Origin of the sequence: Paenibacillus sp. ov031 (genome assembly GCF_900143165.1) — a bacterium.
Classification (GTDB): domain Bacteria; phylum Bacillota; class Bacilli; order Paenibacillales; family Paenibacillaceae; genus Paenibacillus; species Paenibacillus marchantiae.
Map to the genome: position 1 here is coordinate 223,499 of NZ_FRDO01000008.1, position 12,634 is coordinate 236,132.

13 protein-coding genes are annotated in these 12,634 nt (G+C 46.2%); 8 read left to right on the forward strand and 5 right to left on the reverse strand.

The window, feature by feature from the left end:
- Positions 1–77: 77 nt before the first annotated feature.
- Positions 78–737, reverse strand: coding sequence for a YheC/YheD family protein (locus BUA17_RS26395; RefSeq protein ID WP_063566108.1), 660 nt, complete (start codon positions 735–737; stop codon positions 78–80).
- Between the two features lie 236 nt (positions 738–973).
- On the opposite strand from BUA17_RS26395, the gene BUA17_RS26400 reads away from it, so the two are divergent.
- Both BUA17_RS26400 and BUA17_RS26405 read left to right on the forward strand, forming a co-directional pair.
- On the forward strand, positions 974–1,228 hold the full coding sequence (locus BUA17_RS26400) for a hypothetical protein (RefSeq protein ID WP_063566109.1): 255 nt from the start codon (positions 974–976) through the stop codon (positions 1,226–1,228).
- A gap of 26 nt (positions 1,229–1,254) precedes the next feature.
- A complete protein-coding gene (locus BUA17_RS26405) occupies positions 1,255–2,781 on the forward strand; it encodes a Ppx/GppA phosphatase family protein (protein WP_072735484.1) in 1,527 nt (508 codons plus the stop codon).
- Here the strand turns inward: BUA17_RS26405 and ppk1 are convergent.
- Positions 2,741–4,822 carry a polyphosphate kinase 1 gene (gene ppk1 / locus BUA17_RS26410; RefSeq protein WP_063566111.1) on the reverse strand — a complete coding sequence of 694 codons (2,082 nt, stop codon included), beginning with the start codon at positions 4,820–4,822 and terminating at the stop codon, positions 2,741–2,743. The two genes, BUA17_RS26405 and ppk1, sit on opposite strands and share 41 nt — an antisense overlap.
- 247 nt (positions 4,823–5,069) lie before the next feature.
- Between ppk1 and BUA17_RS26415 the strand changes: the two genes are divergently transcribed.
- The 3 genes from BUA17_RS26415 (at position 5,070) to BUA17_RS26425 (ending at position 7,692) form a co-directional block, all read left to right on the forward strand.
- Positions 5,070–5,297 carry a hypothetical protein gene (locus tag BUA17_RS26415; protein WP_072735535.1) on the forward strand — a complete coding sequence of 76 codons (228 nt, stop codon included), beginning with the start codon at positions 5,070–5,072 and terminating at the stop codon, positions 5,295–5,297.
- Positions 5,298–5,713: 416 nt separating this feature from the next.
- Entirely contained in the window at positions 5,714–6,694 is a 981-nt protein-coding gene (locus BUA17_RS26420) for a glycoside hydrolase family 53 protein (RefSeq protein ID WP_244552235.1), read from the forward strand.
- A gap of 488 nt (positions 6,695–7,182) precedes the next feature.
- Positions 7,183–7,692, forward strand: a complete 510-nt coding sequence (locus BUA17_RS26425) for a hypothetical protein (RefSeq protein WP_072735485.1) — start codon at positions 7,183–7,185, stop codon at positions 7,690–7,692.
- 97 nt (positions 7,693–7,789) lie between these two features.
- Here the strand turns inward: BUA17_RS26425 and BUA17_RS26430 are convergent, their stop codons facing one another.
- Positions 7,790–8,431 (reverse strand): NAD(P)-dependent oxidoreductase, encoded by a 642-nt coding sequence (locus BUA17_RS26430; RefSeq protein ID WP_072735486.1) that lies wholly within the window; start codon positions 8,429–8,431, stop codon positions 7,790–7,792.
- A 216-nt stretch (positions 8,432–8,647) separates the two neighbouring features.
- Positions 8,648–9,004: a HesB/IscA family protein gene (locus tag BUA17_RS26435; RefSeq protein ID WP_064635713.1), complete on the reverse strand. Its 357-nt coding sequence runs from the start codon at positions 9,002–9,004 to the stop codon at positions 8,648–8,650.
- 628 nt (positions 9,005–9,632) lie between these two features.
- Here BUA17_RS26435 and mqnE point away from each other — a divergent pair.
- Entirely contained in the window at positions 9,633–10,739 is a 1,107-nt protein-coding gene (gene mqnE / locus BUA17_RS26440; RefSeq protein ID WP_072735487.1) for an aminofutalosine synthase MqnE, read from the forward strand.
- A gap of 221 nt (positions 10,740–10,960) precedes the next feature.
- A complete protein-coding gene (locus BUA17_RS26445) occupies positions 10,961–12,022 on the forward strand; it encodes an NAD(P)/FAD-dependent oxidoreductase (protein ID WP_063566178.1) in 1,062 nt (353 codons plus the stop codon).
- On the opposite strand, the gene BUA17_RS26450 is transcribed toward BUA17_RS26445, so the two are convergent.
- The gene (locus BUA17_RS26450; protein WP_063566116.1) at positions 12,019–12,273 is read right to left on the reverse strand and encodes a YuzB family protein; all 255 of its coding nucleotides are present in this window, start codon (positions 12,271–12,273) and stop codon (positions 12,019–12,021) included. The two genes, BUA17_RS26445 and BUA17_RS26450, sit on opposite strands and share 4 nt — an antisense overlap.
- 80 nt (positions 12,274–12,353) lie before the next feature.
- On the opposite strand from BUA17_RS26450, the gene BUA17_RS26455 reads away from it, so the two are divergent.
- Complete coding sequence (locus BUA17_RS26455; RefSeq protein WP_024632664.1) at positions 12,354–12,599, forward strand: NifU family protein; 246 nt, start codon at positions 12,354–12,356, stop codon at positions 12,597–12,599.
- Positions 12,600–12,634: the final 35 nt, after the last annotated feature.

Genomic DNA, 12,634 nt, shown 5'->3' on the forward strand with positions numbered 1-12,634 from the left:
TCAAACGTTTTCCATCTAGTTTCCTACTATATTACTATCGGATTTTCTTTGGATTTTTTTAGCTTTTGTCACCATTTTCATTGCGGTCTGGTGTTCACTTCCAAAATCCATATCTTGCCTGAATGATCCAGTCCATAATCGAAGCCGAGCTGCCCCACACCTGGGAACTGACTTTCCATGATATGTGTACAGGTGAGTGTCAGTGAACGCATCTCGCGACGTTTATGTTTACCGGAAATATGAGGTAAGGACAGAGCGAGCGCTCTCCTACCGGACAGCATCGTCCCTCCTTTGCTAAGATTGGTCACGACAAGTCCCGGACGAGCGAGCCGTCCCACCATAGAACGGAATACCCAGCCTCTTTCCGTCTTGACAACTTTGACTCTGTAATCGATTGGTCTGCCTTGAATGGTTGCGAGATGAATGCCTTGTTGAATAAGGTATCTCCGTCTGGCTTTTACACGGATTAGGGAGCGGTACATCTGATCAAACTGAGTAAATGAACGGGTTATCTTCATATGAGTGTAACGATAGGCTCCTCCGCTTCCTGATACTCTAATGACACCGTAACCTCCACCACCGACAACAGGTTTGATATACACCATTCCATAATGACTAAGCATGTTTAGCAGATTCCCCGAGTTGAACGCCTTCGTCTGTGGAATGTGGACAGCAGCTACCGGATATTTTAACAGCGCCGCTGTCTTCAGCCATTTGCTTGCAAGCTGTCTCGACATGGGTTGATCTCCTTTCGTGAACAATAGTCCTTCCTTATACATACTCAACAGAAGCCGTGCTTTCTTGGATGTCTGTCCAAGGCTGGGGCCCCTTTTCCGTTGATATAGTCCATCAGCTTGGTTCAAGGCCGGAACAGGCGCCTGGTTTGCTTTTCAAACGCATCAATCTATCGTATGCTACTAAGGAATGGTTTGGAGAGGCTTAAATATGAGGATCTAAGGAGCGTTCAGAAGACATGGAATCATTTTTTAAATCACTGTATGGCGTAGCCTATTTTGCAATTTCTATCGTTCTGGTAGCCATTACGGTACTTCTATTCGTTACAGGTATTCGACTGTTTATGAAGAAAAGCAATCGCGGTTTTGCTGTAAGTTGTATTCTGTTTGCCTGCTTTATCGTCTTCATCATTGTGGTCATGCTGACCACGCCCTTCTCCTCGACGCCTCCGGGTTCACCGGAAGCCATGGCTGCCTTGCTAAAAGTCGGGTAGATTAACCTCTGTAGAAGGAGATGCTTATGACACATAACGAAATACTCGGAATCATCGATATCGGCTCCAATTCCATTCGTCTGGTTATTTATGAACTCGACCAGGATGGAGCCTATCGCATCATTCATGAAGACAAATATGCCGCTCGTCTAAGCAATGTGGTTGAACAAGACGGAACCATCCTGCGACATTCACTGGATAAGGCCATTACGATTTTGCGACAATTCAGGGCTACTTGCGAAGCATATCAAACCAAGCTTATCCGCGCTGCAGCCACGGCTGCGATTCGAAATGCAGGCAATGCCCCAGAAATTATAGGTTGGTTGGAAGCCGAGACGGGACTTACCATCGAATGTGTATCCGGCGATCAGGAAGCCTATTACGGTTTCCTTGGAGTCACTCAATCGATTGATCTGGCAGATGGTTATGTCGTGGATATTGGCGGTGGCAGTACCGAGATCACTGTATTCCGTGATCGAAAAAGACTGCACAGCATCTCTCTGCCTATTGGTGCGGTTAACTCTCATGCCCGTTATGGTGGAGAAGATCAGTGGACTGAGGAAAATGCAGCTGCGCTATGTAATGAAGTTATACAGGCATTGAGCGGTCAGGATTGGATCAGACAACATCCCGGACTACCTCTTATTGGACTTGGTGGCACCATGCGTACACTGGCCAAAGTGGAGCAGAAGAGAACACAATATTCACTACCGGTTACGCATCATTATGAAATCGGTGCAGAAGAGATGGAAAATATCGCTCGTTCTTTGCCACATCTAACCTCGGCACAGCGCAAGAAAGTACCCGGACTGGCCAAGGATCGTGCCGATATTATTGTTCCAGGTGTACTCATATTGCGGACGGTCTTCCGAATCATCCAAGGGGATCGTTATGTCGTGAGCGGAGCGGGATTACGCGATGGTTTGCTAAGGGATCTCCTTGCTGAAGGTAAGCCAGTCGTGCCAGATGCGCTGCGGGACAGCATTCGCAACTTCATTCATTTTGGTCCACCCATTCCGGAGAAACGTCTGAATCGGATTCACCATGATGCACTTACTCTGTATACTGCCCTACAAGGTAATGCTCCCGATCCAGCGGATGCCCGAATTCTGTATACGGTCTCCATGCTGCACATGGCTGGAAAACAGATTAACTACTTCCGGTATCCCCAGCACTCGGCTTATTGGATCATGAATGCAAGCATCTACGGACTATCTCACCGGGAGACCATCCTGAGTGCTGTTGCAGCCGATTATCATCCAAAAAAAAGAACGCCCCAGCTGCTGCATAAGCACAAGGACATTCTCAAGGATTCGGACGAACGGCATGCCCATCGTTTGGGCTCTCTGCTGCGCGTGACTGAAGCGATTAATCGATCTGAAAGTATAACCGCCATAAAGGCGGCAAAAGAAAACGACTCGCTGCAGATGCAATTCATCTGTACAGCCGAGCCGTTACTGGAACTCAGTGGCCTTGACGATGCCGTCAAGGATTTACAGGAAGCTTGGGGAGTTACGTTAACGCACTCCATTCAGCAGGCTTCCAGGGAATAATGCCCATCGCCTCCGTCTGACTTCTCAGCGGGGGCTTTTCATTTTGTACAAAAACATAATTGCCGCCAGGCATAAGCTCTCTTGCCTTCACATTATCCATGAGCGACAGATTCAATATATCGACCAGCATCTTCTTCAACTCCGGATCAAACACGGGACACATCAGTTCTATTCTCCGCTTCAAATTACGGGTCATCCAGTCTGCGCTGGATAGATACACATCCGGATTCCCGCTATTTTCAAAATAAAACAGTCTGGAGTGTTCCAGAAACCGGTCCACGATGCTGATCACCCGAATATTCTCACTAAGCCCCTCTACCCCGGGACGCAAGCAGCATACACCGCGCACGATCAGATCGATCTGTACTCCAGCTTGAGATGCCAGATACAATTCATCAATGATATCCTGATGGGATAAGGAATTGATTTTGGCAATAATCCTGGATGGTCTTCCCTTGAAGGCATGCTCCCTTTCCCGACGAATGAGCGCGAACAGTTCATCCTTCATGCCGTCAGGGGCGACGCGGAATGCTTGCAACGCTTTGGGTCCTGAATATCCGGTAATCTCATTAAACAATTCCGATGCATCCTCACCAATGATGGGATTGGAGGTAAACAGTCCTACATCGGTGTATATTTTGGCCGTACTTTCATTATAGTTACCTGTTCCAACATGCACGTACCTTCTCAGACCACTCTGTTCCCTGCGTACGACGAGAATAATCTTGGCATGAGTCTTTAATCCGACCAATCCATATACGACATGACAACCTGACTTCTCCAGCGTGCGGGCCCATGCAATATTCCGTTCTTCATCAAATCTGGCTTTTAATTCAACAACAACCGTCACCTGTTTGCCGCTCTCAGCTGCATGAGCCAGTGCGGGGATGAGACGGGAATCCCCATTCACCCGATATAACGTCATCTTGATCGCCATCACACGCGGATCTTCCGAAGCTTCCACAATAAAGTCCGTTACCGGTTCGAACGATTCGTATGGATGATGCACGAGCACGTCCCGTTTACGCAGCAGTTCAAAGTGACTTTCCCGAGGAAGGAACTCCAGAGGATACACAGGCTGCACCGGACTATATTTCAAATGAGAGAAGCCTTCCAGACTATCTACAAACCCGGCCAGAAAGCTCAAATCCAGTGGTCCATCGATCTCATACATAGGGTCTTGAATATCAAACTCTTCCTGCAACTCTAGCAACGCATCCGGGCGGAAATCCTTACAAATTTCCAGTCTTACCGGTGCTCCCCGGCGTCTGCGTCGCAGCTCCTTCTCAATCGCCTCAAGCAAATCCTCAGCTTCTTCTTCATTAATAGAAAGATCCGCATTGCGGGTCACTCTGAATTCCTGTACAGCCAGCGGCACATATCCGCTGAATAAGGTATGAATATGATGTTTGATGAGATCTTCAATCAGAATGAACGTTTTCTTTTTACTATTCGCCCTTAAAGGCGCCTGAACTACGCGCGGCAGATTGGAAGGCACCTGAACGATAGCCAAAAATGGCTCGCCCTCCTGCTCTTCTTCCTTCTGCAGCATCACGGACAGATATACAGATTTATTGTGTACCAGTGGGAATGGCCGGCTCGAATCGATAGCCATCGGTGTTAAAACCGGGAAAATGATCTCATGAAAATACTGGTCCATTGCTCGCTGTTGGGTCATATTCAGATCGGTATATTCCTGGAAATTCACGCCTTTCTTGGCGAGAAGACGAATGAGCTCCCGATAGGTTTTATATTGCTCGGCGACCATGGTCCCCGTTCGTTTAATCAATCTACGGTACAATCCGGCAGGGGTGTAGCCCGTAAAATCCTTTTGCGTAAATCCAGCCTTGATCTTCTCTTTCGTCTCCGCTACCCTTACACTTACGAACTCGTCCAGATTACTGGCGACAATACCAAGAAACCTCATGCGTTCCAGCAGAGGTGTTGTTGGATCTTGTGCCTCCTGGAGCACACGGCGATTGAATTCTACCCAACTTAAATCACGGTTAACGTAGTTACCTGTTTTGACATCTCTATGCATGTATGGCCTCCGAATTTGTTACATATCTATTCTTGGTTAGATGTTATGAACTAATTGTACTATTCGTGATTGGCTACAAGCGTCAGCGTAGTGTAAACGCTATGTAAAATTTATGTAAATGATACCTCATGACGATAACTTTTTCCATCCCTTTACAAAGAGCAGGAGACAGAGTAAAGTGATTTACAGTGTAAAATGTCCGGTTGCTGTCCACATTCTAAAATTGTTTTTGTTAAAGGAGTATATAATGAAATCGAATAAACCTAGAACGTTACAAAAAAATATAGAGTTTTTCACGGCTGCACTATCCCAATGCACGGTAACCGCATGGCAGGAAGATCCAGCTGGCGTATATTGTGAAGTAGGTCGCGGCATCGTAGAGCAGATCAGCGAAGACAGCGTGAGAATTCGCAACGATAACGGTACAAAGAGTCATTATGATCGGGATATCACGATGTTCCAAACCGAAAAATAAATTTTTCGTAAATATGAAAAAAAGACTAGCTTTCCGTAAAAGAGTGATGTATACTCTTGGCACAAGGAAAGGAGGTGCGTCAACATATCTAATCACATGTTGAACGTGTCCCTTACCCAATCCACTAGCTCAAATTAACTGATTCTGGTGGAGGCGCGGGATACGGATCAAGGTTTCAAAAAGCGCCACGGGTAGAAAAGCCGTCTTCGGACGGCTTTTTGTTTTGTCTTTTTTGGGGAGAGGTTGAAAAAACAACCAAAATATTGGAAATGGACCCTGTAGCTGAGTAAACAATGCTCGCTATAATTAGGTTGCAACTCAACCCATATTCGAGGAGGCATATTGTAATGTTCAAAAATGTAAGGGGTTTCAAAACATCCATCGCTCTGGTCTTTGTTTTGTTATTCACCTCCATTATGCTGCCCGCAGGCCAGCATGCCAGTGCAGCACCGAGCTTCGCCAAAGGAGCCGACATCAGTTGGGTGCCCGGGATGGAAGCGCAAGGCTACAAATGGAAAGACAAAAACGGCGTACAGCGTGATATTATTGATATTTTGAAAAATGATTACCAGATCAACTCCGTTCGTATTCGTGTCTTTGTTAATCCTTCGAATGATTATGGTAACGGTTACATGAACAAAGATCGTGCAGCTGCTCTGGCCCTGCGTGCCAAAAATGCAGGTATGAGTGTCATGCTGACCCTGCACTACAGTGATTCTTGGGCTGACCCGGGTCAACAAACGAAACCTGCAGCCTGGAAAAACTACACGTTCCAGCAGCTGATGGATGCTGTATGGAATCACACGCGTGAAGTTATGACGGCCATGCAGAGCAAAGGCGTAACCCCGGACTGGGTACAAATCGGTAACGAAACAAGCAACGGTATGTTATGGGAAGATGGAAAAGCATCCACCAACATGAAAAATTATGCGTGGCTGGTGAATACGGGCCATAATGCCGTAAAATCCATCAGCACCAGCACCAAAACAATCGTTCACTTGGCGGGCGGAGATGATAATGCCCTCTATGTATGGAATATCGGTGGTCTGATCGATAACGGTGCCAACTTTGACATGATTGCCATGTCCCTCTATCCTTCCGCTTCCGGCTGGAACACGGCTGTTACCAATGTTGTGAACAATGCCAAGGATCTGATCAACCGGTATGGTAAGGAGATTATCGTATCGGAAATCGGGATGGATAATACCCAACCGGCAGCCGGTAAAAGTTTCGTCGCAGCGATGAAAACGCAATTCCGCAACCTGCCGAGCAGCAAAGGTAAAGGTGTATTCTATTGGGAGCCTGAAGCAACGCCGGGCTACAACGGCGGTTACAGTAAAGGTGCATGGCAGTCTAACGGCTTGCCGACCGTAATGTTGGAAGGATTTATCGACTAAACACGGAGATAAGTGACTGGTGAGCAGTAGGTGGCCGTTACGGGTACGGATCGTTCTTCTGATCGCTGTTATCCCCGGATTTTTTTGAATGTCCTATTTCATAGGACAAAATCCGGGGATAAAGGCGAACGCTACCGCTTCTTCAGAATCGATTCCGTTCCCTTCACTACGTTGGCTGCTTATGAGACACTTCTAAAATGTGTTAAGTAGGAATTTGGGGTAGTAAAAAGAAAAGCGCTATTTCCGTTGGGGAGTAGCTCCTTTTTTTGAGAGTTGTAGTGAGTTGTTTGGGTTGGATGCTTTAAGCTAGGCTAGGTGGTTTGCTTCTTCAACTCAGTTAGATCGAATTCGTTGAATTGGTTCATGTTAATTAGGAACGCTTGATGAATCTGAACGTAAATAGTCTTATCGCTCATATACTTATATAATATAAGATATAGAATTCAGACAGCACATGTGCAACCTTATTTCAAAGGTGGGGAATATATATGGGATTTTTAAAAGAACTGGGTCAGTTTGCTGGAGAAGTTACCGGAAAAGTACTGGGCGGCACCGTCCGAGTGGCTGGAGAACTTACAGGAAGTCCATTCATTAAAGAAATTGGTAATGGCGTAGAAAAAGCTACGATTAATACAGGGAAAACCGTAGGACAACTTGCCAGCGGTACATATGATATGGCGAGTGGTGTGATCAGAAAAGACAACACAACTTTAGACGCCGGACTTGCCGATATTGGAGGAGCTGTTTCCAATACAGCTAAAGGCGTAGTGGTATCAGCTAAGTATGTGTATAACGGTGGCAAAGATGTGGTTGTCGGCATGAAAGACGAGGACATGGAGAGAGTTAAGCTCGGGGCCAAGAATCTAATTGCCGCTGCGGCAGTCACTACTTTGGCTGTAGGACTCGTTGAGGTTGTAGATGGTGTTGAAAGTATGGAGTCGGCAGAGTCCGTAGAATTGATAGAAAATCCAAATACAGATGACGTTACACCGCACTAGCATTGAGGATTATAGAATCTCAACTTCATAAGAAAAAAATGGACGCTAATCATTATAATGATTGGCGTCCATTTTTATCTCTTTCAGTTCAAATCAATTACTTCGCTTCGCCTACAACCGTAAAGCGTTCGTTCTTATGCTGCGGGTTTTCGATCTCATCGACCAAAGCGATGGCATAGTCAGCATAGCTGATGTAGCTGTTGCCTTCACTGTTCACCAGAATCTGATCTTTACCCGATTGGTATTTGCCTGTGCGTATACCCTCTGGATTGAAGAATCCCGCCGGGCTCAGGAACGTCCATTGGATACCTGAAGAAGCTTGCAGATCCTGCAAGTTTTTACCCTGGTTGGTCGCTGTTGCTTTGTATGCATCAGGGAATCCAGGGGAGTCTACAACACGCAAGGTTTGAGTTTCATCTGTGAACAGACTGCCTGCACCACCAACAACGATCAAACGAGTATTCGGCGCCTCTTTCAGAATGTTAATCAAGGCTTGTCCTGCTTCCACATGCAGATTCTCTTTACCGGCTGGAGCACCGAAAGCATTGACGATCACGTCGAATGATTTGGCATCCTCTGCCGTGAGGTCGAATACATCTTTTTCAAGTACATTCAGACTTTTATCTTCCACTTTGGATGCATTACGAACGATCGCAGTCACTTCATGCCCTCTATCCAACGCTTCTTTCAAAATCAAATTCCCTGCTTTGCCTGTCGCGCCAATAATTCCAATCTTCATCATAATCTCTCCTTTGGTTAGGTTCTGTTAAATTTCATAATGTAACTATATTAGTTACAACATAACTTGTCAACTTCACCTCTCTATAAAAAAGCGTCCAGGTGCCCTCTTAATATGAACAACCAAAATACATACCAAACCACCACGCAAAAAAAAGACCTCCATAACGTGATTAGTACAAGACTAATCCGCTATAGAGGCCGCAATTCACAAATATTAACAATCTTTATCCGGTACGCCTGCTTCTTCTCTCGTCCGGAAGGATGATCCACAGCCGCATGTTGCCACTGCGTTCGGGTTGTGAATGGTGAAACCACCGGACATGCCGGATTCTTCAAAATCAATTTCCAGTCCATTCAAATATTTCAGGTTTTCCTTCTCTACAACAACCTTCATATTCTGAATATCCATATAGAGGTCCTCATCGGACTCTTTATCGTCAAAGCCCATGGCGTACGAAAATCCGGTACAACCGCCCGGTGCTACGCCAAGACGCAAGAACATACCAGGTGTCTCTTGCTGTGCAAGCATTTCTTTCAATCTGTCTGCAGCCGTTTCGCTGATGCTAATCATGCCAGGTCACTCTCCTTTTTCATATAAAATCATGTTCAAAAAGGGCGCTTTTCAGTACCAAGAAGATGGGATGAAGATAGAAATGGAGTAGCGGAGCGTAGGCAAAACTACGTGAGCAACGGACATTTCGGCTGAATCCCATATTCGACGCTGAGATGCCGCTAGGCATCCTTCGTAATCAAAAGTGTACTTTTTGAACAACCTTTCGTTAACTCTTCTTTAAATTATACTCCACCCCGTCAAGGGGCTCAAGTCATCTTTGCCTGTTTCCGCGTTCCCCCTTAACTCCTTTTTCTTCCCAGTGTATTGAACCCCCGGGACACGAGGTTTATAATGAGTAGGTGATCGCTTTGAAATGTCGATATTTTGTCATGACTTATTCAGGCGATGGTCATATATAGAGTTGTAATTTTTTTCACATTTCGAGACTGTACGCAGTCCCCAATGCATATAGAGTCACAAGACTCATTTTGATGAAAAATCAGCTTTACGTACGCAGCACAGGCTGCACCGGGTAAATAAGAGTTAGTTTATATAAGAAGCGGCAGATGACCGCATCTTTTCTATGTAGTTCTGTAAGTAAGTCCTACACACAACTCGATTCCGGTTAAGAATAGGAGGATACAAAATGTCTACATTGGTAACACCGTTCACAGACAAAAGAATGGCTGAAATCGTTGAGAAAGTGCAGAACGGCGTAAGGCTGACCGTAGAAGACGGCGTTTATCTGTATGAAACGGATGATCTGCTGACTTTGGGCCAACTGGCCAATGAGGCCAACCTGCGTAAGAATGGCAAGAAAGTTTATTTTATTGAAAACATGAGCCTTTATTTTACCAACGTATGCGAAGCCCACTGTGCTTTCTGTAACTTCCGCAAAGATCAGGGCGAAGATGGCTCTTACACGTTGTCCGGTCAAGAAATGATCGATTACGTAGAACAGCATATTCACCCAGGTGTACGCGAGTTCCATATTGTAGGCGGACATAACAACCATGTTCCTTTTCAATATTATGTCGATTCCTTGCGTGCTTTAAACGAGAAATATCCGGATGTTACGCTGAAAGCCTACACGGCTGCCGAGATTGATTTCTTCACTCGCATCAGCGGACTGAGCATCAAGGAAGTACTACAAGAGCTGCAAAAAGCAGGTCTGAAATCACTGACTGGTGGCGGCGCTGAGATTCTGTCCGATGAATACCGCAAAAAAATGCGTGTAGACAAAGCGAACGTTGACCGTTATCTGGAAGTGCACCGTACTGCTCATCATTTGGGCATGCGTACCCATACAACGATGCTTTATGGATCCATTGAGTCTTATGAGGATCGCGTGAACCATATGGTACAAATTCGTGAACTGCAAGATGAGACCAACGGATTCATGGTATTTATCCCGCTCTCCATGCAGCCGAAAAGCAAAAACGCCAGCATCATGCGTCGTAACTCCGCATACGAAGATCTCAAAACGATTGCGATCAGCCGTCTGATGCTGGATAACATCGATCATATCAAAGCATACTTCATCAACATCGGTCCACAGCTGACTCAAGTCGCCCTTGGATTCGGTGCTTCGGATGCACACGGAACTATCGTTCGCGAACGGATTAGTCATGCAGCAGGCGCACTAACGCCTGAAGGCCTCACCCGCAAAGAGCTTATATGGTTAATTAAGGGTGCTGGACGCATTCCGGTTGAACGTGATACGTTCTACAATGAAATTCAAGTGTACGAATAGCATGTAGTATGAGCATCATTCCCATAAGCGACTTTCATTCAACTCGGGAGCGTTTGGCATGGAGTGGTGCGGATTACTGAAACATATCTGTAATTTTAAATGCCCATTTTCAATCATTTCAAATCCAGATTAAAAAAACAGGAGCAGCTATGTTATTGCATAGCTGCTCCACAGGTTACAGCCCCGTTCACACGGGACTGATGCAGAAAGGAAGCCGAGTCATGAAAAATTTCGTCATTCTCGGAGGCGGCTACGGTGGCCTCACGATTATCAAGGAACTTCTGGAAGGCAAGATCCCGTCAGATACACAAATCGTGTTGGTGGACCGCAGTCCCTTCCAAGGATTGAAAACTGAATATTACGCACTCGCAGCAGGGACCGTATCCGATTATGACCTGCGTATCCAATTTCCAGTCAGCGACAAAGTCACTTATCGTTACGGAGAAGTAACTTCGATTGACTTGGAACAGCGTCAGATTGAATTTGAAGGACAGGACCCTTTGGAGTATGACAAGCTCGTGATTGGACTTGGATGTACAGACCGATTCCACAATACGCCGGGAGCCGAGGAATATAGCTGTACGATTCAAAGCTTTAGCAAAACACGGGAAACCTACCTTCGTCTTAACGAAGTCAAAGCTTATGGTAACGTGCATATCGTCGGCGGTGGATTGAGCGGCGTCGAGATCGCTGCCGAGCTTCGTGAGAGCAGACCGGATCTGAACATCAGCATCCTGGACCGTGGTGAACGTGTATTATCCGCTTTTCCGCAGCGCTTGTCCGCTTATGTTCATGAATGGTTTGGTGAGCATCAGGTCGAGACACGTGGGCATATTGCCATTTCTCGACTTGAACCGAACGCCATTTTCAACCGGGATGAAGAAATTCTGACGGATGCGGTAGTCTGGACTGCCGGCATTCAGCCCGTAAAAGTCGTACAGGATCTCGATGTGACCAAGGATCCACAAGGTCGTGTCGTACTGAACGAATATTATCAAATTCCAGAATATACCGATGTTTATGTAGTAGGTGACTGTGCCAGCGTGCCTTATGCACCAAGCGGTCAGGCTGCCGAAGTACAGGGTGAACAAATCGCCCATATTCAGCATGCCCTCTGGAAAGGCGAAAAGCCCAATCCGCAGCCACTCAAGCTTCGTGGCACACTCGGTGCACTCGGCAAGAAGGCTGGATTTGGGCTGATGGGCAAAACGTCCATGATGGGACGTGTGCCACGTATTCTAAAAAGCGGCGTGCTCTGGATGTCCAAGCGTCATCTCGGTTAATCGAGATCCAGCTCATCCCAGGCATCGGCTTCGGCAATTTTGGCCAATATAGCGTTATATAAATCCTCCACTTTGTCGGTGATGACAAGCTCGCCATTCACCAGTGCAAATGGAGTCATGTAACATTGGCCGCAGTTGCTGAGGCAGCCGTATTCTATCACATCATAGTCTGGATTTTCTTCCAGTTGATCCATGACTTCATCTGTGCCAAAATGCATATTATTGGCACAAAATTCAATAATCGGTCTCATGTAGGTTCACCTGCTTTGTTTGACCATTTTAATTTGTGGCCAATTGTAATATACTATAGTGAGGAAAGGAGTTGAAAAAAATGAGCGAAAACGCACAAAGCACCATGTATGATGAGGTATCTGAAGTGCTTGACAAACTTCGTCCGTTCCTGCAACGCGATGGCGGTGACGTGGAACTGGTCGACGTGGAGGACGGCATTATTAAGCTGAAACTGGTCGGTGCCTGCGGCAGCTGCCCAAGCTCCACCATTACCTTAAAAGCCGGGATTGAACGCGCCCTTCTCGAAGAAGTTGAGGGTGTCGAAGAAGTCGTACAAGTATTCTAATCAATCCTTCACGAAATAAACCTCAAGAGCCTTTC

What these genes read in the sequence shown, in the direction of transcription:
- mqnE (WP_072735487.1), top strand. Translation starts at nt 9,633, where the DNA reads ATGTCTACATTGGTAACACCGTTCACAGACAAAAGAATGGCTGAAATC.
- BUA17_RS26420 (WP_244552235.1), top strand. Translation starts at nt 5,714, where the DNA reads ATGCTGCCCGCAGGCCAGCATGCCAGTGCAGCACCGAGCTTCGCCAAA.
- BUA17_RS26445 (WP_063566178.1), top strand. Translation starts at nt 10,961, where the DNA reads ATGAAAAATTTCGTCATTCTCGGAGGCGGCTACGGTGGCCTCACGATT.
- BUA17_RS26430 (WP_072735486.1), bottom strand. Translation starts at nt 8,431, where the DNA reads ATGAAGATTGGAATTATTGGCGCGACAGGCAAAGCAGGGAATTTGATT.
- BUA17_RS26435 (WP_064635713.1), bottom strand. Translation starts at nt 9,004, where the DNA reads ATGATTAGCATCAGCGAAACGGCTGCAGACAGATTGAAAGAAATGCTT.
- BUA17_RS26450 (WP_063566116.1), bottom strand. Translation starts at nt 12,273, where the DNA reads ATGAGACCGATTATTGAATTTTGTGCCAATAATATGCATTTTGGCACA.
- BUA17_RS26415 (WP_072735535.1), top strand. Translation starts at nt 5,070, where the DNA reads ATGAAATCGAATAAACCTAGAACGTTACAAAAAAATATAGAGTTTTTC.
- BUA17_RS26395 (WP_063566108.1), bottom strand. Translation starts at nt 737, where the DNA reads ATGTCGAGACAGCTTGCAAGCAAATGGCTGAAGACAGCGGCGCTGTTA.
- BUA17_RS26455 (WP_024632664.1), top strand. Translation starts at nt 12,354, where the DNA reads ATGAGCGAAAACGCACAAAGCACCATGTATGATGAGGTATCTGAAGTG.
- ppk1 (WP_063566111.1), bottom strand. Translation starts at nt 4,822, where the DNA reads ATGCATAGAGATGTCAAAACAGGTAACTACGTTAACCGTGATTTAAGT.
- BUA17_RS26405 (WP_072735484.1), top strand. Translation starts at nt 1,255, where the DNA reads ATGACACATAACGAAATACTCGGAATCATCGATATCGGCTCCAATTCC.
- BUA17_RS26400 (WP_063566109.1), top strand. Translation starts at nt 974, where the DNA reads ATGGAATCATTTTTTAAATCACTGTATGGCGTAGCCTATTTTGCAATT.
- BUA17_RS26425 (WP_072735485.1), top strand. Translation starts at nt 7,183, where the DNA reads ATGGGATTTTTAAAAGAACTGGGTCAGTTTGCTGGAGAAGTTACCGGA.